Raw genomic sequence first — 22,088 nt, 5'->3', positions numbered from 1 at the left:
TTTTACCAGTCTTCATCCTCATCTTCTACTGGCTGATTCTTCTCCTGAACCAGATTCATCTTGTCAACCTTCTTAATGAATGGCAGATAAACAAAGAATGAAACACAAAGGATTACTAACTGAAGCAAAGCACTTTTCCATCCTGCTAAAAGGAATCCTGAGATAATCGGTGGACAAGTCCATGGAATCTGTGTTGCTCCATATAATGGGCAGATTCCTGTATACAGTGCAAAATACTGGATTAAACATGCAATCACAGGCATTCCAATAAACGGAATTGCAAGCATTGGGTTCATAACGATCGGAGTACCAAACAGAACTGGCTCATTGATTCCAAATATTGCCGGAATAATTCCCACTTTACCAAGTGCTTTCAACTGTTTTGATTTTGCAAAGAAGAACATATACATTACAAGTCCGATTGTGATACCTGCACCTGTTATATTGATAAACTGATCATAAAACTGCTGTGTTACAATATGGCCTCCGTTTGCTATTGTAAGTTCTACACCACTGTCAATAATAGCCTGGTTTGCAAGGCTGTTTGCCTGTAAAAGTCCTGTCATGATTCCACCAACTACTGTTGAACCATGAACTCCGAAGAACCACAGGAATGGTCCCATAAAGCACATCAGAACTGCTCCACCAAGGGAGTCTGTCATTTTCTGAAGTGGTGTCTGAACAACTTTGTAAATAATTTCCATACCTGTTGTGTTGAATCCAATAGAACAGATACCGTGAATTACTGCAGTCCCTGTCAGGATTACGAATGCCGGGATTAATGCTGAGAATGCATTTGTTACACCTTCCGGAACTCCGGCCGGCATTTTAATACGTATATTTTTCTTCAAGAACCAACAGTAAACAAGCGGTACGATCAATCCGACAATGATTGCTCCAATCATTCCCTGTCCTGCTGTCCATGTCTTATCAATGATTCCACCAACAACTTCTCCACTTTCTGTTGTTTTGGACGAAGGCATCAGAATCAAGAATGATGCCAATGAAATAATTGCACAGTTGAGTGGTTCCTGATTTTCCAGTTTCGCATAGCTATAGCTGATACCGATAACTGCGATCATCGCACTGATGGAGAATGTTGCGCCACATGCCTGATCTAATACTGCTTTGATTCCTGTAGACTCTAATACATCGACAACTGCCTTTACCGGAAAGTTTGACAGGATCAGGAAGATTGATCCGATGATCAGAGGAGACATGGAAGTCACCATACCATTTTTTATTGACTGTATTCCCTTTGTATTAATAAACTTAAGGATCACAGGGATTACTTTTTCGTTAAATTTCTCTTTCATTTGCTACTACCCTTTACTTTAAATTGTGTATCTTTGTTTTCTCTTATTTATTTTTCGCAAGCTTATATGCAAATTTCAAAACATTCATTCCATTGCACATTCCATAATCCTGCATTGGGATCACATCTACCGGAACCCCTTTTGGATCACAGATCTCTTTTGCTCTGGCAAGCTGATATCCTACCTGTGGTCCGAGCAGTGCTACATCCGCGCCTTCAATCATGCGTTCCATATCTGTAAATGGATATGCTGCGATGTCAGCATCTTTTCCTTTTTCCTTTGCTGCCTCTTCCATCTTTTTTACCAAAAGACTTGTTGACATTCCTGCTGCACAAAATAATCGAATTACCATGATTGTTTCCTCCCTAATTTTTTCTCATTTGTTTTGATGGTGCTAGTATAACAGGCATTTTCCATTTTGTCAGTACTTTTTCCTGTTTCTAGTTTCCGTTCCATATAGACGGAATTTGTTACATAAAAAAAACAGGGCATTCTACTTTATTGTGTAAAATGCACTGTTTTCACTTTCCTTTTTTGTATATTATGATACTTTTTCGTGTATCCTGTTTTTTTTGTTACTTATCTGGTTACTATTCGTACCATTACATTCTACAACCTTAATGAAATAAGTCTTCCATATCATTTTGAAACAGATCATCTGTATCGTTATGGACGCCCTCCAATTCTCTTCCGATTAATTCCAAAATAAAAACGACTGCCATTTGGGATGTCAGATCATAATTTTCGTCTTTTTTATACTCTGAAACATAATAATTTATATTGCAGTCACTCATCTTCGCCAAAGAACAGTTTGCCTTATTTGTAATAGATATCAGGCTGCTCCCTCTTCTTTTCAACTTTTCTGCCAACATCAGTGTCTGTTCCGTCTCTCCTGATACAGACAATGCGATTGTAGCTGTTCTCTCACCTTTTCCACGAAATACTGGCGTGAACGGATCATCAATAGCAAATGAAAACCAGCCTACATTATTAAAATATCTTGCCCCATACTTTCCTATAATAGAAGAATTTCCCACACCTACAAATATAATTGACGATGCCTTTGTAAGCAACTTCACAGCTTCCTGGATATTCTCAGCAAATGCCTGTGTCTGCACCCTCTCAAAGAAATCTTTAACCGCAGTAAGATCCATATTGATTTTCTTCTGTTCTTTGCTGTTGACTTCCTGTTTTAATTTCAAACGGAATTCAGAATATCCCTCGCATCCTACCTTTTTACAAAAGCGAAGGATCGTTGTTGTCGAAACATGAACCTCCTCTGCCAGTTCACGTACTTTCATATATACTACTTTCTCTTCATTGCCGATAATGTAATTATATACATCCATCTCCAACTGATTAAACGACTTTATCATCTCATGCGTAAACATATGAATTCAGTTCCTTTCTATTTTTTCTCTCTATTCCATTCTTCTGATCATTCACTCAACAGCTGACTTGCTTCCTTCCAGCACTGCCGTCCTGCTGCCAGGATGGAACACGGCTGATCCAACGTGATCATTCCGCCCTCTGCTGTTGAGATAAATCCTCCTGCTTCCATCACGATCAGTGATGCTGCCGCATAATCCCACGGATACAGCATTAGTTCAAGATAGACTCCATTTGCGCCGGATGCCACACGGCAGATATCAAGCGCTGCAGAACCACCTGCACGAATTCCAAGGCTGTTCAGATACAGCTTCTTCGCATGGTCAAAGATTCTGTCTGTATCTTCTGTCTGATACCGTGCAGTTCCGAATGCAACCAGATTATCTGCAAGTCCTTTATCCGAACAGTGAATCTCTTTTCCGTTCAGCTTTGCCCCTTCGCCTTTCACAGCGGAATACATTTCTCTTGTGTAAGGGTTGTAAACACAGCCAAACAGCATTCTTCCAAACTTTGTCAGACCGACTGAGATACAACTGTGCTTGTAATCAAAGATAAAGTTCGTCGTTCCGTCAATCGGATCTATAATGAAACAATAGCCATCTCCAAGTTCCTGCTGCATCCCGTCTTCCTCTGCAAGAAATGTCGCTTCCGGTATGAGTTGACGCAAATTCTGGATCAGATAAAACTGAATCTCCTTGTCATGCTTTGTCACAAAGTTTGCAGTTCCTTCTTTATCAAAAACTGTCAGTTCCTCGTCCTGTGCCTGAAGCATCAGTTCCCCTGCCAGTGTCACTATCTTCATGATTTCATCGTATAACATGTTGGTTGTAGTCCTTTCCTGTTTATTCATCCAATCTTACAGATTCCATTTTTCTATACTGCTGATTCTGCTAATACTTCTTTGTCTTTCTATCTTATCATGATTTTCTACATTAATCTATATAGAACAAAGAATGTGCTCGGCACATTCTTGCGCCTGCGGCGGTCGCTTGCGACGCCTACCTTGTACGCCGCAGTGCGCATCCTAAGTGGAGCGTTTTTTTATATGTTAGGAAAGAACTTTCCTAACATATAAAAAAACATCTGCAACCGGCCAATTCAGGCTGTGCAGATGCTTTTTCGTATTTTCATCCTCTATTTCATCGCGTCTTTAATTGCTGTCAGAAGCTCATCATAAGTCTCATATGCCGGAAGTTCCGGATGATCTGCTTTGATCTGCTCTGTGCTGCGGAACAAGAATCCTGCCTTACTTGCCTGGATCATGCCAAGGTCATTGTAGGAATCTCCGCTTGCGATCGTGTCGAATCCGATAGACTGCAGTGCTTTCACAGTACTCAGTTTAGCCTGCTCTACGCGCATCTTGAATCCTGTAATCTCGCCGTCCTCAGCTACTTCCAGACTGTTGCAGAACAGTGTCGGCCAGCCCAGCTTCTCCATCAGCGGTGTGGCAAACTGTGTAAATGTATCACTGATCAGGATTACCTGACTGAATGTGCGGAGCTCATCTAAGAACTCTCTCGCTCCCGGAAGCGGATCGATCTTTGCGATTGTCTCCTGGATCTCTTTCAGTCCGAGACCATGCTCTCTCAGAATTCCAAGTCTCCAATTCATCAATTTATCATAGTCAGGTTCGTCTCTTGTTGTCTTCTTGAGTTCCGGAATTCCACTCGCCTCTGCGAATGCAATCCAAATCTCCGGTACAAGTACTCCCTCTACATCAAGACATGTTATATACATCGTAATATTCCTCCATCTGTTTCGTTCTCTAATCACTTTATTACTTTACTGTAATGTATTGATTTTAACATATATGCTACATATTTACTACTTATTTTTTTACGACAGTGAAAAAGGAGACCAGATATCTGATCCCCTTTCCCATCTTCTATTACTCCATAATAGGTTTCAATGCTTCTGCAAGCTTCTCTTTCTCAGCTTCTGCCTCTGCAAGATCTTTACCAAGTGTTGTGTAGTAGATCTTGATCTTCGGCTCTGTTCCGGATGGACGAACGATTACTGTCTCGTTGTTCTCCAGTTTGTAAACAAGTACGTTAGCCTTCGGAAGTCCTGTTTCTTCTGTCTTCTCGTAATCGATCACGCTGGCTACTTTGTATCCTGCGATCTCTTCCAGAGGATTCTTACGAAGATTTTCCATGATTCCTGACATCTTATCCATTCCGCTCAGTCCCGGGAATTCAAAGCTATCGATCTTGTTGAGATAACGTCCGTACTGTGCGTAGATCTCTTCCAGTCTCTGTTTCAGTGAGCTTCCGATGCTTCTGTAGTAAGCGGCCATCTCACAGATCAGCATAGATCCGATGATTGCATCTTTATCACGTACATAAGGTCCTGCAAGGTATCCGTAGCTCTCTTCAAATCCGAAGATAAAACGGTCAACTTCTCCTGCTGCCTCGAGGTTCGCAATCTGATCTCCAATCCATTTGAATCCTGTCAGTACGTTGCGAAGTTCTACTCCGTAATGCTCTGCAACTGCATCTGCAAGTGGTGTAGATACGAGAGATTTCACTGCTACTGGTTTCTCAGGCATTGTGCCTTTCTCGATACGTCCTGCTGCGATGTAGTCAAGAAGAAGAACTCCGACTTCATTTCCTGAAACAAGCTCATAGGATCCATCCGGGCACTTCATAGCGATTCCTACACGGTCTGCATCTGGGTCTGTTGCAAGCATGAGGTCTGCGCCTGTCTCTTTCGCAAGATTCAGTCCCAGCTCAAGTGCTGCAAAGATCTCTGGGTTCGGGTAGCTGCATGTTGTGAAATATCCATTCGGGTACTCCTGCTCCGGTACGATTGTTACATCTGTGATTCCGATGTCTTTAAGTACACGTGTTACCGGTACTAATCCAGATCCATTCAGTGGGCTGTATACAAGCTTCAGTCCTGCACTCTTGCACAGACCCGGACGAACCTGACGGGACTCGATTGCCTCATACAGTGCATCCTTACAGTCATCTCCTACGAAACGGATCAGACCTTCTTCAACTCCCTGAGCAAAAGATATATACTTTGCACCTGTAAGTACATCTGTCTTCTGGATCTCTTCGTATACGATTGCTGCTGCATCATCTGTCATCTGGCATCCATCCGGTCCGTATGCCTTATATCCGTTATACTTCGCCGGGTTGTGGGATGCTGTTACCATAACACCTGCGTTACAGTTATAATAGCGTGTTGCAAAGGAAAGTGCCGGTACTGGCATCAGAGCATCGTAGATTCTTACTTTAATTCCGTTCGCTGCAAGAACTCCTGCTGCTGTCTTCGCAAACACATCACTCTTGAGTCGGCTGTCGTAGCTGATCGCTACTGTCTGTGTACCGCCCTGTGTCTTTACCCAGTTAGCGAGTCCCTGTGTAGCCTGACGAACAACATAGATATTCATTCTGTTTGTTCCTGCTCCAAGAACACCACGAAGTCCGGCTGTTCCAAACTTCAGCGCAACTGCGAAACGCTCCTTGATCTCATCATCATTTCCCTCGATTTTAGTTAACTCCGGCATCAGATCTGCGTCTTCCAGGTCTGCTGCCATCCAGCGCTTATACTCTTCCTGATACATCTTAATCACTCCTATTATTTTCTTAAAATGTAAAATTATTGCAATTCAGCCATACAACGTAAGACCGTCAGTTTATGACCACTTCGTTGTATGGCTGAACTGTTTCTAAACTTTACAAGTCTAGTCATATTATACCATGCAGGTAGATTTACAGCAAGATTACTTGTCTATTTTAACAAGCATTTTCCATTACATAGAAATAATTCCCAATACATTTGCAATAGAACTTAATAATATAATAATCAGGCAGATCGGTGCCAGATATTTCATAAAGAACATGTATAATTTCTTTCTCTTAAATGCAGATGACTGCTCAATCTCCCTTGCAATCTTGTCAAATCCAACGGTACGAACGATCAAGAAGCATGTTGCAAGTGCTGCAAGTGGCATCATCACTGAATTTGTCAGGAAGTCAAAGAAGTCCAGACATGCCATTCCGAAAATCTGAATAAAGCTCAGTACTCCATATCCCATAGAAGATAAGGTTCCGATTATAAGCATAACAGCAACCATAAGGATACAGCATTTCGGTCTGCTCCAGTGAAGTTCATCCTGGAATGTAGATACGCTTGTCTCCAGAAGTGAGATTGCACTTGTCACTGCTGCAAGAAGTACCAATATGAAGAACAGGATACCAGCCAGCCTTCCAACGCCCATACTTGCGAATACCTTCGGAAGTGTGATGAACATCAGAGATGGTCCTGCCTGCAGATTGTCCGGGTTTCCACCAGAGAATGCAAATACAGCCGGAATGATCATAAGTCCTGCGAGCATTGCGATTGCTGTATCGAAAATCTCAACCTGTGTTGTACTCTTCTCAAGATCAACGTCTTTACCAATATAAGAACCATATGTATACAAAATTCCCATCGCGATTGACAGGGAGTAGAACATCTGTCCCATTGCCGCAACAACCGTCATTGCTGAGAAGTGCTTTGGATTCGGAATCAGGAAATACTTCACACCTTCAATTGCTCCCGGTCTTGTTACAGAATAAATTGCTACGATAACCGCAAGGATAACAAGGATTGGCATCATAATCTTAGATACTCGCTCTACACCATTCTCAACTCCTGCCAGGATAACGCAGAATACAAGAATAGAAAACACGATGAACCATGCTTCTACCTGAAAAGAATCTGAAATAAATTCTGTAAAATATCCGTCCTGTGCAACAGTCTGCACATTTCCTTTCAAATACTCTGCAAGGTACTTGATAACCCAGCCACCGATCGAACTATAATACGGCACGATCAGCATTGGGATTATTGCATTGAGCCATCCGCCGATCTTAAATGATTTTGTCTTACCAAATGTCTGAAAAGCTCCAACCGGACTTTTTCTTGTCATTCTTCCAAGTGCTGTCTCTGACATGATCAGAACATATCCAAAAGATACGGTCAGAATCAGATAAACGAGAAGGAAGATTCCCCCTCCATATTTCGCAGCCAGATACGGGAATCTCCAGATATTTCCCAGGCCGACTGCTGAGCCTGCAACAGCAAGCACATATCCGATTTTACCCGAGAAGCTTGCTCTCTTTGCTGATTGTCCATTGTTACTCATAAATTGCCTCCCATCACATAACAGTCTGTACTGCTATTTTCCCATCTTTTTTATAGCCTATACTGTTCTATTCTACCATTCACAATCATGAATAGCAACAAAAAAGAGCGTTGACAGCGCTTTTTAAAACACATTTAAAATGCCATCTCGGCTCATTTTTATACGTTTTTATAATTTTCCTTCTATTTCTGCTCTTTCAAGCAATCTCTCAATCCCTATATTCCATGTTCCGATCTTCACTCCGGCATTGATCACACGCTTACATTTCCCCATTGTCTCAAATGCTTTCTGAAGCGTTTCTTCCCGAATCTCCTCAAACGGTTCTTCCGTGATCACTTCTGCTGCCAGTAATCTTGCCAGCCGGTAATCCATATCATTTTCATATAAAATACCTGCCGCAAACGGGATGTGCTCCTTCTGAAGTCTTCGATAAACCGGGATTCCAGTTCCGCCGGAAGAGATCACGAACACTTCCGGCTCACCCTCCGGCGCAGGAAGTTCAATACTTCCAAAAAGCGGGTCAAAATATCCATTATTGATTCCATACAATTCGCGAATGATTTCTTCTGTAAATACTTCTTCCGGACTTCCGTAATGTGAAATCGTCTCACCTTTAACACAGATGATCTTATCTGAAATCTTCTGTGCCAGATCGATTTCATGAAGAGACATAATCACCGTAATCTTCTTCTGCCTTGCCATCCGCTCAAGGATAGACAACAGCTCCAACTTATATTTTACATCCAGGAACGAAGTCGGCTCATCTAAAACAATCACATCCGGGTCCTGACAGATTGCTCTCGCCAGCAGAACGCGCTGCTTCTGTCCGTCACTAATCGCATTAAAATCACGGTTGCCGAGCTTCTGCGCATGCACCGCCTGCATCGCCTCTTCCACCAGACATTCATCTTCCTGCGTCAGAATCCCAAGTCGTCCTGTGTAAGGATAGCGTCCGGTCGCCACAATATCATGACAAGTCATCAACTCTGTCTTGATCCGATCCGTCAACACGACCGCCATCTTAGACGCAAGCTCTTTGTACGGCAGTTTCAGAAGAGAAGTATCGTCAAAAAATACATTTCCTCCAACGACTTTCAGCTGTCTTGTAATACTTTTCAAAATCGTTGACTTTCCTGAACCATTCGGCCCGATCAAAGTCACGATCTCCCCCTTGTTGATCCCGATATTAATATCACGGATCAGGGAGTTTCCATTATAACCTACCGACAGGTCTTTCATTTGAAAATAATAATCTGCCATCTTATTTTCTTCCTCCCTTCGGTATCATCATATAGATAACGATCGGTGCACCCAGAATAGAAGTCACCGTACTGATATTCAATTCCACCGGTGCCAGTGCCATTCGTGCGATCAAGTCACAGATCATACAGAACACAGCTCCCATAAAGAACGTTCCCGGTATAACCACGATCGGTTTTGACGTTCCAAATGCCTTCCTTGCAAGAAACGGAACTGCGATTCCCACGAAGGAAATCGGTCCCGCAAATGCTGTCACACACGCTGACAGAATACTGGAAAGCAAAATCAAAATCACGCGAAATGTCTTGATGTTGACTCCCATACTCTGCGCATATGCTTCTCCCAATTGATATGCACTGATTGGTTTGGACAGGAAAAATGTAAACAGCACCGCAAGTCCGACAACCACTGCTGCCACACGAATATTGCTCCAGCTCATTCCGGAAAAACTTCCCTGTGACCATCCGTGCAGATTCACAATATCAGAATCATCCGCAAATGTCACAACAAAATCCGTGATAGCCGAACAGATATATCCAATCATGATCCCCCCGACAAGAAGAGACGCCATATGCTGCACTTTTTTCGACATCAGAAGGATAAATCCCGTCGAGATCAGCGACCCGATAAATGCTGCAAGAATCAGTGTATACGAAGAAAATCTTCCGATATATTTCAAATACACGATCATTGTAAGTGCCACGACCATTTTCGCTCCGGAAGAAATTCCGAGAACGAAAGGTCCGGCAATAGGATTAGAAAAAAATGTCTGCAGCAAAAAGCCTGAAAGAGACAATGCACCACCAAGCAATGCTGCCATCAGAATTCTCGGAAGACGGATCTTCCATATAATATTGTACTCTGTCGCCGCTCCTTCTTTCAGAAAGAGAATGCGCAGAATCTTAGGCACCGGAATATGAATATTTCCGGTATTGATATTTAGCACTGTCACAACACAAAATACTGCTGCAAGAATCAGAAATACCGCTGTGTATCTTGTACGCCGTCTGAAATTTTCCTGATGAAAACTTGTCTGCTCCATTCTTCTACTCCATCTTTTCAAGAAATGTCATCTGAGATGCATCACCGTCTGTCAACATCAGATGCATATCTTTGATCAGCTCTCCGACTGTATCTGTTGCCTGATATAAGTTCTTTCCGGTATACCAGACATTTCCGTCTTTCACCGCCTTGAATTCAGAGAACAATTCATTCTTTGCTTCCAACTCACTGATACTATTTATCTGTCCGTCGATCGTCCCGTTGTAGATCAGATAATCTGCATCTACAGCAGTTGCATAGAATTCCTCCATCGTCAGTTTAACAGATGGTGCGTTGCTGTCCGGATTCTTCAGATCTTTGAACGCATATCTTCCACCTGCGATTTCGATCATTGACGGAATATAATCGTTAGATTTTCTCACAACGATTGAACCATCTGTACTCACATAGAAATAAGCAACCGTCTTTTCCGTGTTCTCGAATCCTTTCAGTTCCTCGATCACGTGAGCCTGCTGGTCAAAAAATGTATCCGCTTCTTCCTCTTTATTCAGAAGCGCCCCATAAAGCTTGATCCACTCGGTTCTTCCAAGCGGATGTGACTCATAACTGGAGTAGTCTACAAATACCGGAATCCCAAGATCTTCGATCATTTCCTGTACCTTCGGTGTATGAAGGATCATCGTTGATTCGATTGCCAGATCACAGTCTCCGTCAACGAGAGTCTCATAATCCGGTTCGCTGTATTTTCCCGCAAATGTCATCGCTCCGGATTCCATTGCTTCCTTTGCACTCTCTACATACCAGCCGGAAGCCTCAAGCCCGGAGAATTTCACCTTGTCAATTCCGCCGATTGCATCAAACAGAGACATGGATGCTGTCGCCGCCATATAAATATTCTCTGTCGGCTGCTGGATCACAACAATATCATCCGCCAGATTTTCCGGTTCTTCTTCACCTTCCGGAACGATCAGATATTGCTTATCTTCATGGACATCGATCAACTTATATCCATCCTTATAATAGTATACATCGAATTCTGTCGCGTAAGTCAGATCCATTGTAGATTCATAAGTAAGCCCTTCGATCTCCGGTGCTTTTTTTGTCTTGTCGGCTGCATCTTTGGTCTTATCCTTTGTTACATCTGCACCTGCTGAATTATTACCGCTGTTTCCACCGGAGGCTGCGGTAGAACCGCAGCCTCCGAGCAGAAGTGCAGCTGAAAGCATTAACGCTGTGATTCTGCATCTTCTTATCTTCATTCTATTTTTCTCTCCTATTTCTCTGCCGCTGCTACTGCCGCATCAAACTTCTCGTTCGTCAGCTCTTCACATCCGTAGAGAACACCGTAAACCTTGATCCACTCCTGCTTTCCAAGTTCTGTCTTTTCCTCGGAAGAACGATCAACAAAAACCGGAATACCAAGCATTGCAAGCTTTTCTGTCAGCTCTTCGAACTGTTCCGTCTTCTCTTCTACTGTCAGAGTCTCTTTTGTATCTTTACTGTCTTTATCTGCTATTTTGTCAGTATCTTTCGCTGCATTTTCCTCAGAATCTTCTCTTGGAAGAATATCTCCTGTAAACAATGCAAGATTCACTTCACTCTTCACAAAATTCTTCAGTTTCAACTTGTCCGCTGTTCCTGCATATGCAACTTCAGCATTCTTCTCTCCGTCTTTTGCTTTCATCTTATCAGCAATCTCGGATACTGTACAGTCTTTGCTCTTTATTCCAACTGCCACAATATTATCAAGAAGATCGAGATCTTTCATCGTATTCAGAATCTCATCAGACTCTGCATAAGTATGATCTGTCGGTTTTTTCACAATGATCATATCCTGCTCAAGACCAACCGGAACTTCCACATCCTCCGGAACAATCAGATATTTCACAACATTTCCCTTGTAAAGCTCTGCTGCCAGTTCCTGTTCGCTTGTGCCGTTGTTATCCGAAGCTGCGGATTCCTCGACAGAAGCATCTACTTTGCTTTCTGCATCTGAGTTCTTAGAATCTTCTGATCTATTGATCGTAACAGAAGCTACTTTCTTCTTGGAAGACTTCTCTTTATCTTCTGCAGACTTCTCATTTTCAGACTTTGTTTCCTCTGCTTTTTCCGGGTCTCTTGCTGTGTCCTTCGTCATATCGATTTCAAGAAGTACAATCCCCTGATCATAATGATAAATCTTGAAATATTCTGCATAGTCAAGCTTTGTTTCTGACTGATATTCCAAACCTATAATTTCAGGTGCTTGTTCATCCAGCTTCTGGTTACTGCTTGTTGAAACATCTGTTCCGTTTGCAGATGTTCCTCCATTCGCCGCTGCAAGATAAATGAAAATCGTATATTCTATCTCATGTGCAACAGACATTTTATCTGTCATTCCAATAATCTTATTGTTCTGATTCAATGCAACTGGGATAACAGCTGTCGCTGATCCGCCGCCCTTTGTTGTGTAATACTTATTTCCATTCGCTTTCACATACTGATAATGATCACTGCTGAACACGAGTGTTGCATAAGCCTGTCCGTTCTTAATCGTTACTTTATTACAAGTGATTTGAACCTTACCTGTTCCACCTGACCAGGTAAAACGATCCGGAGTATATACACCGTCTTTCAGTGTTGTTCCACTGTCTACATGAGAAGTAGAACCACTTGTATCGGATTCGTATTTTGATACATTATCTGCTTTTCCGTCATTTCCATCTGTTTTTCCTGAATTAGTTCCAGATACAGAACCGCCTGGAAAAGCAGAATTGTTTGTTCCTGTATTACCTGTATTGTTGGAACCACCAGTAGTTCCGGAATTTCCTGTGTTTCCGTTGTTTCCGGAATCACCTTTATTCTCAGAATCTGTAGAATTAAGATTGGCAATCTTCTTCATTGTCTCTGACTGGAAAGTCAGCGTTCTGTCATACCAGATTCCTTTTTTAATGGAATAGGCTGCTACTGCGATTTCCTTATCCAACGCTTCTACCGGAACGGTATAAGTATATTTTCCTTCTTTATTCACCTGATATGGAATCCAGGATGACTGATCTGCGCTTGCAGCCTCTTCCTTTGTTCCCATATACAGATAGCCGTAACCGGTTCCGCTTAATGTAAGCACGGCACTCATTTTTCCGTCTTTTGCTGTCAGAATACAATCCACTACTTTAAACATGGAAGAACTGGAAGTTACGTCCATACTGTAGATTCCGTTTGCTACTGTTGCTTCCGGTGCTGGATTCGGATTTGGAACCGGATCCGGTGTCGGAGTTGGAGTTGGTGCTGGATCCGGTGTTGAGGTTTCTCCCGGATTCGGAATGTACATCCATAAGTACTGTTTGTCATACCAGGTCTGATCTTTTGACTTTCTCAAAGATACTGGAATTGTCTGGCCTGCTTTTTCTTTCGGAACATTGAAATGAAATGTCCATGCACCTTCTTCATCCTTTGTTCCTTCTATAATAGATGCTTTCAACAAGTCATCTTTTGAACCAAGATATAGCGCATCAAATCCTGTGTTGTTTGTCTTGATCGTAATATCAAGTTCGCCATCCTTTTCAACAACTGTTGATTCACTGACCTTGAACATCTTGAACTCTTCAGCGTCTTCTTTTACTACTTTCACAGATTCTCCTGTTACAGAAGGAGCCTCCTGCAGTGGCGGAAGTTCCGGTTCCGGAGTATTCGTAGAATCGTTAGAATCCGTAGAAGGTTCTGACTTGCCTGTCTCATCTTTTATCTGTGTATCCTTGTTATCAGTTTTTTCGTCCGCAACCTGATCTGAGACAGTTGTGCCTGGATTTTTCCCAGTGGTTTCTGTATCTTTCTCTTCTGAGTTATTTTCTAAGTTGTTTTCTGAATTATTTTCTGAGTTATTCTCTAAATTTGGTTTTGTTTCTGCTTCGATTGAATTCTGATCATCTGATTTATCCGAAGAATTATCAACTTTATCAGATTCCTCTGTCTGATCTTCTTTAACATTTCCTGCGTCTTCTATCTGACTCTCATCTTGTTTCTTATCTGTATCAGCTTCTTCCACCTCAACAGTTTCCTGTAAATTTGTCTCATACTGCTGCTCATTTTCTGCCGCATATGTTCTTGTATAAGACAATGGTGAAATCATCATAGAACCTGTCAGCATAAGTGCAAGCCATCTGCTCTTATTTCTCATTTTTTCTGTCTCCTCTTAGGTTGTAAATATAACACGGAAAATGGATAGAATTATCCTAACGAGATGTTTTGCTGGTCGCACATAGTGTGAACAGTAATAAATGATTCTTTCGGTACAATCAATTACTCGTGATCTGGAATTCGTATATTCCCCGCACCAGCGACCGGCAGGTTTCCTGACTTACAGATCTTCTATACAGAACACCTTCCCGGTCTCCCAGTGGATGTGCGGACTCTCCACACTTGTCTGTATAGGAGCGGTCTTCTGAAATCTAATTTCTAAGAAGACCGCATCTCTGCTCACAGTGACGAGTTCGTACAGGTCTTGCACCTGTTTCCCTTTTACCTGTTTCGATCAGGATATGGAAATATATTCCCTGATCAAACAGCACCGAACGCTATTATTTCTGACTAACTATAACATTTCATTATATTGAAGTCAACTATTCCGCCTTCACGGCCCAGCGCATCTTCGTAGATCTTGCTCTTCCGTTCTGTGCACATTCCTGCGCTGACGGACGTACAACATCCCTTGCATATTCGGAATAGATTCCTTCTTTATATCCTGCTTTGAGTGCTTTTTTTACAAGCTTGTCCTCTCCAGAATGGAATGTAAGAATTGCTACTCTTCCGCCCGGTTTTAATGCTCCCGGAAGTTTCTCCATGAATTCATAAAGCACTTCGAACTCATTATTGACATCAATACGAAGTGCCTGGAATGTTCTTTGGCAAGTCTTTTTGATAATGTCCTTCTTTTCTTTATTATTTGGAAGAAAATCCAAAGTCTTCTCAATCACATTTCTAAGCTTTGTTGTTGTATCGATGCGATTGCCTCTGCGAATCTCATCCATGATTGCTTTCGCCAGCTCTTCGCAGTATGGCTCATCTGAATTCTCGTAAAGCATTCCGGCAAGCTCTTCCTCGGAAATGTTGTCGAGTCGCTCTGCTGCGCTGATTCCCTTCTCCTGGTTCAGTCGCAGATCCAGCGGTCCGTCAACTTTGAAGGAAAATCCTCTCTTCGGATTGTCGATCTGCATAGAGGAAACTCCAAGGTCCGCAAGGATAAAATCAAATCCTCCAACTTCTTTTGCAATCTCATCGATCGTGCAGAAATTCTGCAGACGGATACTTAAAATGTCTTCTCCGAATCCCTGATCTGCCAGACGTTTTCTTGTCTTTGCAGACTCTTCCGGGTCAACATCTGTTGCATAGATGTGCCCCTCACCTTTCAGACATTCCAGCATTGCTTTCGTATGTCCACCGTATCCGAGTGTCGCGTCAAATCCAGTCTCACCCGGCTGGATTTTCAGGAAATCCAGGATCTCATTTACCATGATAGAAATGTGCATTCCGGCAGGAGTATTTCCCTTCTGGATTACATGCGCGATCGTATCCTTGTATTTCTCCGGCTGTAACTCTTTATATTTCTCCTCGAATTTCTTCGGGTATTTTCCTTTATATCTCACACGACGCTTGTGCGGTGTCTGTGATTCTTGTATGTTCTGATTGTTCTGTTCGCTCATTTCGCTCTCCTGTTCTTATCTTTACAACGTATGTACAGTATACCATGAAAGTTATTCACAATATACCATGAACTTTGAAATGTTTTCCACATAAGTCTTCATATTTTTCACCTATTCACATTTCTTTACCGAAACCTGCATGGATTCGCTATTTTATCCGGCTGCATATCTTACTGCCACGTTCATCACTCCGGCAAACATCATCACAACCACCGGATTCAGTTTTGTCTTACGAAGCAGTAACAGACAGATTCCGAAGATCACCACCATAGACCATTTTGTCGCCGCAAACTGCACAATTCCATCTGTCCAGAATGCAGTGTGCAAAATTGCGATACCTGCGGATGCGATCAGTGCGACAACTGCCGGTCTTAAGGATTCCAGCACGCTCTGGAACATTTTCATTTTCTTATATCTTAAATAAAACCATGCGATCAAAGTTACGATAATACAAGACGGCAGAATGCACCCACAGGTCGCCGCAACAGATCCCGGAACTCCCGCAATCTTGCTGCCGACAAATGTTGCCGCATTGATCGCAATTGGCCCAGGTGTCATCTGGGAAATCGTGATCAAATCTGTGAATTCTGTCATCGTAAGCCAGTCGTGCTGCGACACTACCTGTTCCCGGATCAGAGGCATCGCCGCATAACCGCCGCCAAAGCTGAACAGTCCAATCTGAAGAAAGCTTAAAAATAATTTCAAATAAATCATTTCTCTTCACTTCCTTTCTTCGTGATTTTTTTCTCAATTAATGCGCGGAGTACTCCGACAATTCCACAGATCAGAATCACATAGACTACATTTACCTCAAATATGCAGGAAGCTATAAATGCCCCGACCATAAGTACGTATGACAAAGCATCTTTCTTCTTCACGATTCCGGCACCCATGTCATATGTCACAGATGCGATCACGGCGCCCACTCCGGCCTGCATTCCTTCGAGCATTAAGCTGATGATCTGGTTACTTCGAAATGCCTGATAACCGGCAGAAAGTATCGATATAATAAGAAATGGTGGGATTACTGTCCCGGCAATTGCTGTCAGAATCCCCGCAATTCCAGCCAGTTTATATCCGATTACGATTGCTCCGTTCACTGCGATTGCTCCCGGTGCCGACTGCGCGATCGCGACAAGATCCAACATTTCTTCTTCCTCAATCCAATGATATTCATCTACGAACTTTTTCTTCATCAGGCTGACGATCACATAACCTCCACCAAATGTGAACGCGCTTAAGTAAAAGGTTGACCAGAAAACCTTCCACAATTTTTTATCTTGCGTTTTTTCTTGTTGTTCTTCCATATATATATTGTCCTCGTATATTATGATTATGCGAATTGCGTAGCACTAGAACTCCCACCACACTATATGCTATTGGCAGGCAAAATTCCCTAACTATGGTATTCTTTCTCTTGTAGTCTATCGCAATCAAAATGATTATGCAATCGCCTTGAATTTTTTACATTATATTTTCCTTTTTGAAACCTTAATTTTATCTGAATTTTCCCTATTTGGAAAATGATTATGATACAATGAGAACAGTAATATTTATCATAAAGGAGATTGAAATTGAAAAACCTATTTTTTCGATTCTCTTGTGCCGTTCTCCTATGTTACTGCCTGACCGGATGCGGTAGCATACAGCACAAATCCAGTACGGACACGGCGCAGGCGCAGGGTACTAAGGCACCACCCAAGACAGCGGATGATTTTTCTATCTCATCAGATTCTGAAAATGAAACTGTAGATGAAACTTCTTCTGCTGATGCCGCCACCCCATCTGCTTCTGAATCTGAATCCGTAACTCAGCAGGAACTGCTGACCGGCGCAGCGGCTCTTTACAGCAATGGACAGGAGATCAGCTTTGACCCTTCCTGGCAATACGCAGACTTTTCTGCAATCAATTCTGGAACAGCTACTATTTATCTTGCAGATTCTGATCGCAAGGATATCGTCGTTGGCGTGAATGCCGGACATGGAACTTCCGGTGGTGCTTCTGTAAAGACACAGTGTCACCCGGATGGTTCTCCAAAGACAACCGGCGGAAGCACTGCTCAGGGTGCAACTTATGCGACTGCAGTTTCCGGGGGAATGACATTTAACGATGGAACTGCTGAAAGCACTGTTACACTTCAGATGGCTCAGATTCTGAAAGATAAGCTACTTGCTCAAGGATATGATGTCCTTATGGTGAGAAACAGCGACGATGTCCAGCTTGATAATGTTGCCCGCACCGTACTCTGTAACAATGTAGCTGACTGTCACATCTCACTCCACTGGGATGGAGATGGATTGGGGTATGACAAAGGCTGTTTCTACATTTCCGTGCCGGATGGTCTGAAAAGTATGGAACCTGTCGCTTCCCACTGGCAGGAACATGATGCACTTGGAGCATCTCTTGTAGAAGGACTTCGTACAGAAGGATTGACCATTTACCAAAATGGTTCTATGAATATCGATCTGACGCAGACTTCTTATAGTACGATTCCGTCTGTTGATATGGAACTTGGAAATGCAAGCTCTGACCACAGTGATTCCACACTAAATAGTCTGGCTGATGGTCTGGTTCTTGGACTCAATGCTTATTTTGGAAATTAGAATTCTTATTGAGTTATTTATTTTATTTTTTAAGGAGGTTATTATGGAGCCACTCATTCGTGTTAAAAATATGTACAAGATCTACAATCCTGGAGAAAATGAAGTCCGCGCACTGGATGATGTTTCTCTTGAAATCAACCAGGGGGAATTTATTGCCATTGTCGGACATTCCGGTTCTGGTAAATCTACATTTATGAATATGCTCGGCTGTCTTGACACACCTGATTCCGGGGAATATTTTCTGGACGGAAAAGATGTTGCCAATCTCTCAGACAATGAACTGTCTGATATCCGCAATCACAAGATCGGCTTCATCTTTCAGGGATTTAATCTGATTCCAAACTTGGATGCACTTGGAAATGTAGAACTTCCACTGATCTATCGCGGACTTGGAAAGCAGCAAAGAAAAGAGATTGCCGGGGAAGCTCTATCGAAAGTTGGACTGGAAAATCGTATGGATCACAGACCGAACCAGCTTTCCGGTGGACAGCAGCAGCGTGTCGCTGTAGCCAGAGCAATTGCCGCACAGCCGCCGATCATCCTTGCCGATGAGCCGACCGGTAACCTGGACAGTAAATCAACTATCGAGATTATGAATATCCTCAAAGACCTTCATGAGTCTGGAAGAACAGTTATTATCATTACACATGATGATGAAATTGCCAATCAGGTTGACCGTGTTGTCCGCATTATGGATGGAAAGATTGTGAGTGATAGTGTAAATCCGTAGCAATTTAAATCTTTACCTGCAATTACAGAGAGAGGGCAGTACTTTACGATTTCTCAATCGTTGAAGCACTGCCCTCTTTCTATGTTTCTTATTAGATATTTCTTAGTAGAATTTCTAATTACTTCTATTCACTTTTTATTCTACTGATACAAGCTCAATCTTGAAGTTCAGTTCTTTTCCTGCCATCTCATGGTTTGCATCGAAAGTGATTGTTGTCTCTTCCTTAGCTGTTACCTTTACCGGAAATGGCTGTCCATACTGATTGGACAGGTAAACCTGCTGTCCCACTTCAAGGTCTTCAGATCCCGGGAGTTCTGCAATCTCTACTGTGAAGATAGCTTCCGGATTCGGCATTCCATAAGCTTCTTCCGGCATCAGATGGATGTCCACTACCTGACCAACTTCCATATCAGCTACTGCTGCATCAAATCCTTTGATCATCTGTCCTGCACCGCATACAAACTCAAGCGGCTCTCCACGATCATAAGAAGAATCAAACTGAGTTCCGTCATTGAATGTTCCTTTGTAATGTGTACGGCATTTCTTTCCAACATTCTTTCCTTCCATTGTAGTGTGTGATCCGCATCCGCCACCGCAGCTGCTTCCACAAGAATGTCCCTCTTCATGATCTCCACAGGAATGTCCTTCCTCATGGTGATGATGATCACATGTAGCTCCTCTGGATACAAGCTCGCCTTTCAGGTATGCCTCTACTGCCTGATCTGCGTCTCCCTGAGCACCTGAACATAATTCAACGCCAGCCTCTGCAAGTGCTGTCTGAGCTCCGCCACCGATTCCACCACAGATCAGAACATCTACATTCTGTCCTGCAAGCAGTCCTGCCAGTGCTCCGTGTCCTTCCCCATTAGAACCGATCACTTCACTGGAAACTACCTTATTATCTTCCACTTCGTACACTTTGAAAGTCTCTGTCTTTCCAAAATGCTGGAAAATATTTCCGTTGTCATAAGTTACTGCAATTTTCATTGTAAAATCCTCCGTTTCAAAATTCCCTGTCAGACTAGTATAATCCATTACGCAGGTAAAAGCAACCTTTGTGTAGATGCGAAGTTGCTCCTTGTAGCAGTTACTGTTCACACGATGTGCGACCAGCAACGCAAACAGTATCATTGACACAATCTCCTCAAGACACTATACTTGTTATAAAACTTACTCCAAACCATCAGAAAGTGAGCACAACCATGGAATATGAACACATTACCCATTCCTTTGAACCAATATATAATGAAGACTCCGAGATTCTGATTCTTGGAACTCTTCCTTCTGTAAAATCACGGGAAAATAATTTCTACTACGGACATAAACAAAATCGATTCTGGAAATTGTTGGCGAAACTTTGTGAGGAGGAAACTCCGCAGACAGTTGAAGAGAAAACGGCCATGTTACTCCGCCACCATATCGCCATCTGGGATGTTATTCAAAGCTGTGACATCAAAGGCTCCAGTGACAGCAGTATCAAAAATGTGACACCAACTGATTTGAAACAAATCCTAGATCATTGTCAGATTCGACAAATCTATGCAAACGGAAATAAAGCCGGAGCTCTTTATAAGAAATATCAGCAGCCGCTGACCGAAAGAGACATCCTTGTGCTTCCTTCCACCAGCCCAGCCAATGCCGCCTGGTCACTGGACCGTTTGTACGAAAAATGGAGTGAGATACTGAGGTGAATTATATTGCCTCAGTTCTCACTCCATTTTTATTCAAATAAATTACTATTTCAAACAACTTAGATTATTCGCTAACCTGTTCTCTTCTCTGCTCAAACACTGCTGCCAGTCTCGGCAGAATCTTATTGCATGCCATCGTGTATGCCGCGCCAAATACATTTGCCCCAATACGAAGCGCTACCGCATACGGCATCCCAAACAAGCCGGACGCGATCGATAATGCTCCAAATGTATTAAATGCTGTCTGCCATGCATACCCTGCAGAATATCCGACTCCAATTCCTCCGATCATTCCGATGTATGGATACATTGACTCCGGAAGCACCAAATACAGGATAACAAATAACAGACATCCTACTATATTAAATGCAGCTCTCTTTCCTGCTCGTTCTTTACAGTCATCCGGGAATGGAAGACAAACAGACATGCTTGCGATCCCCGCCCACATTGCTCTCGGAAGTCCAAGCAATGACATGAATAACATTGCACTGGAAACAACAAATGAAAGACGAATGTACCATCTGTTTCTTGCAGAGCTGATATTGAACTCGCGGAACAAATCAAGAAATGATCTTCTATACGGTCTGTTCTTCTGATTCTTATAGAAGATTGCCATACACAATACCATTCCAACCAAAAGGCCAACCACGCGATACAAGTACTCCTGTCCGGTCACATCATATCCCTGGAGAAGAAGATATCCAAGAACAAATGTAGAATGATTGTACATGATCACATTGTGACATCCCAGAATCATAAGAAGCAAAATACATACTATATTAATAAAGAATGCCGGAACCGGTGACACCATATTCGAAAGCTTCGGTCCTGCAATCAATATTCCAAAGATTCCGACAATCGAGGCCAATCCGTGCGTTGTACGAATTCCAAAATCTGCCTGTCGAAGAACAAGCACCGCAAGAAGCACTGTAACGCCTACTACACTGTTGTTATTCCCTGTGAAATGACTGTATAAAGAAACTACCGCCACACAAAATGCCATTACAAGATAGACTTTAAAATTATAAATTAGAATGTGGCGATACCTTTCCTTCTTGTCTTCTGTCGCTTTGATCAGCTGCTTAGATGCAACTGAACTGAGCTGTAACTCCTGATAAAATGTCATATATCTCTTCCTCCCACTGTTATTTTTCTTCAAAATATCAACGAGAAACTATAATACAAATCCATCTCGGAGTCAATAAAAACTTTATTAAAGTTTTCTGATAAATCTAAATTATTCGAACAATATATAGAATTTAATTTTTAGACTTTACAAAAC

Annotated in this window: 18 protein-coding genes, 1 pseudogene and 1 riboswitch; of the genes and pseudogenes, 3 read left to right on the top strand and 16 right to left on the bottom strand. The window is 42.4% G+C overall.

The genetic code is table 11. The features are described from left to right. Positions 1-2 precede the first annotated feature (2 nt). The 14 genes from LI126_RS10000 to LI126_RS09935 all read right to left on the bottom strand — a co-directional run bounded on the left by LI126_RS10000 (position 3) and on the right by LI126_RS09935 (position 17,089). The gene (locus tag LI126_RS10000) at positions 3-1,316 is read right to left on the bottom strand and encodes a PTS sugar transporter subunit IIC (RefSeq protein ID WP_015529966.1); all 1,314 of its coding nucleotides are present in this window, start codon (positions 1,314-1,316) and stop codon (positions 3-5) included. Between the two features lie 43 nt (positions 1,317-1,359). Continuing rightward, a complete protein-coding gene (locus LI126_RS09995; protein ID WP_015529965.1) occupies positions 1,360-1,668 on the bottom strand; it encodes a PTS sugar transporter subunit IIB in 309 nt (102 codons plus the stop codon). Between the two features lie 265 nt (positions 1,669-1,933). After that, on the bottom strand, positions 1,934-2,707 hold the full coding sequence (locus tag LI126_RS09990) for a MurR/RpiR family transcriptional regulator (RefSeq protein ID WP_055146538.1): 774 nt from the start codon (positions 2,705-2,707) through the stop codon (positions 1,934-1,936). A 47-nt stretch (positions 2,708-2,754) separates the two neighbouring features. After that, positions 2,755-3,525 carry an inositol monophosphatase family protein gene (locus tag LI126_RS09985; RefSeq protein WP_020436750.1) on the bottom strand — a complete coding sequence of 257 codons (771 nt, stop codon included), beginning with the start codon at positions 3,523-3,525 and terminating at the stop codon, positions 2,755-2,757. A gap of 314 nt (positions 3,526-3,839) precedes the next feature. Further along, positions 3,840-4,442: a bifunctional phosphoserine phosphatase/homoserine phosphotransferase ThrH gene (gene thrH, locus LI126_RS09980; protein ID WP_227165292.1), complete on the bottom strand. Its 603-nt coding sequence runs from the start codon at positions 4,440-4,442 to the stop codon at positions 3,840-3,842. Positions 4,443-4,593: 151 nt separating this feature from the next. Then, positions 4,594-6,276 carry a phospho-sugar mutase gene (locus LI126_RS09975; protein ID WP_055173187.1) on the bottom strand — a complete coding sequence of 561 codons (1,683 nt, stop codon included), beginning with the start codon at positions 6,274-6,276 and terminating at the stop codon, positions 4,594-4,596. A gap of 189 nt (positions 6,277-6,465) precedes the next feature. Further along, entirely contained in the window at positions 6,466-7,842 is a 1,377-nt protein-coding gene (locus LI126_RS09970; RefSeq protein ID WP_020436749.1) for a sodium-dependent transporter, read from the bottom strand. A 168-nt stretch (positions 7,843-8,010) separates the two neighbouring features. Further along, positions 8,011-9,102: an ABC transporter ATP-binding protein gene (locus LI126_RS09965; protein WP_227165291.1), complete on the bottom strand. Its 1,092-nt coding sequence runs from the start codon at positions 9,100-9,102 to the stop codon at positions 8,011-8,013. 1 nt (position 9,103) lies between these two features. Next, entirely contained in the window at positions 9,104-10,144 is a 1,041-nt protein-coding gene (locus tag LI126_RS09960) for a FecCD family ABC transporter permease (RefSeq protein ID WP_020436748.1), read from the bottom strand. A 4-nt stretch (positions 10,145-10,148) separates the two neighbouring features. Next, on the bottom strand, positions 10,149-11,363 hold the full coding sequence (locus tag LI126_RS09955) for an ABC transporter substrate-binding protein (protein WP_227165290.1): 1,215 nt from the start codon (positions 11,361-11,363) through the stop codon (positions 10,149-10,151). A gap of 14 nt (positions 11,364-11,377) precedes the next feature. Continuing rightward, on the bottom strand, positions 11,378-14,260 hold the full coding sequence (locus LI126_RS09950; RefSeq protein ID WP_227165289.1) for a hypothetical protein: 2,883 nt from the start codon (positions 14,258-14,260) through the stop codon (positions 11,378-11,380). Between the two features lie 148 nt (positions 14,261-14,408). Next, positions 14,409-14,670: riboswitch (cobalamin riboswitch) on the bottom strand. A 32-nt stretch (positions 14,671-14,702) separates the two neighbouring features. Beyond that, a complete protein-coding gene (gene rsmH, locus LI126_RS09945) occupies positions 14,703-15,782 on the bottom strand; it encodes a 16S rRNA (cytosine(1402)-N(4))-methyltransferase RsmH (RefSeq protein ID WP_227165288.1) in 1,080 nt (359 codons plus the stop codon). A gap of 153 nt (positions 15,783-15,935) precedes the next feature. Further along, positions 15,936-16,496 (bottom strand): chromate transporter, encoded by a 561-nt coding sequence (locus LI126_RS09940; protein ID WP_227165287.1) that lies wholly within the window; start codon positions 16,494-16,496, stop codon positions 15,936-15,938. Next, positions 16,493-17,089, bottom strand: a complete 597-nt coding sequence (locus LI126_RS09935) for a chromate transporter (RefSeq protein WP_227165286.1) — start codon at positions 17,087-17,089, stop codon at positions 16,493-16,495. The genes LI126_RS09940 and LI126_RS09935 overlap by 4 nt, the downstream gene beginning before the upstream one ends. Before the next feature lie 471 nt (positions 17,090-17,560). On the opposite strand from LI126_RS09935, the pseudogene LI126_RS09930 reads away from it, so the two are divergent. Beyond that, positions 17,561-18,385 (top strand): annotated as a pseudogene (locus LI126_RS09930) (N-acetylmuramoyl-L-alanine amidase family protein); the annotation flags it as partial. Positions 18,386-18,428: 43 nt separating this feature from the next. Next, a complete protein-coding gene (locus tag LI126_RS09925; protein ID WP_055158305.1) occupies positions 18,429-19,115 on the top strand; it encodes an ABC transporter ATP-binding protein in 687 nt (228 codons plus the stop codon). 135 nt (positions 19,116-19,250) lie between these two features. Here LI126_RS09925 and LI126_RS09920 read toward each other — a convergent pair whose 3' ends face one another. Continuing rightward, positions 19,251-20,102, bottom strand: a complete 852-nt coding sequence (locus tag LI126_RS09920; RefSeq protein ID WP_020437095.1) for an FKBP-type peptidyl-prolyl cis-trans isomerase — start codon at positions 20,100-20,102, stop codon at positions 19,251-19,253. A 215-nt stretch (positions 20,103-20,317) separates the two neighbouring features. On the opposite strand from LI126_RS09920, the gene LI126_RS09915 reads away from it, so the two are divergent. Then, on the top strand, positions 20,318-20,806 hold the full coding sequence (locus LI126_RS09915) for a DNA-deoxyinosine glycosylase (protein WP_015529950.1): 489 nt from the start codon (positions 20,318-20,320) through the stop codon (positions 20,804-20,806). A 64-nt stretch (positions 20,807-20,870) separates the two neighbouring features. On the opposite strand, the gene LI126_RS09910 is transcribed toward LI126_RS09915, so the two are convergent. Continuing rightward, complete coding sequence (locus LI126_RS09910) at positions 20,871-21,932, bottom strand: FUSC family protein (RefSeq protein WP_227165284.1); 1,062 nt, start codon at positions 21,930-21,932, stop codon at positions 20,871-20,873. Positions 21,933-22,088: the final 156 nt, after the last annotated feature.

This window comes from Mediterraneibacter sp. 210702-DFI.5.30 (assembly GCF_020560115.1).
GTDB lineage: Bacteria > Bacillota > Clostridia > Lachnospirales > Lachnospiraceae > Mediterraneibacter > Mediterraneibacter faecis.
This window is presented reverse-complemented; position numbering and strand designations above follow the sequence as displayed.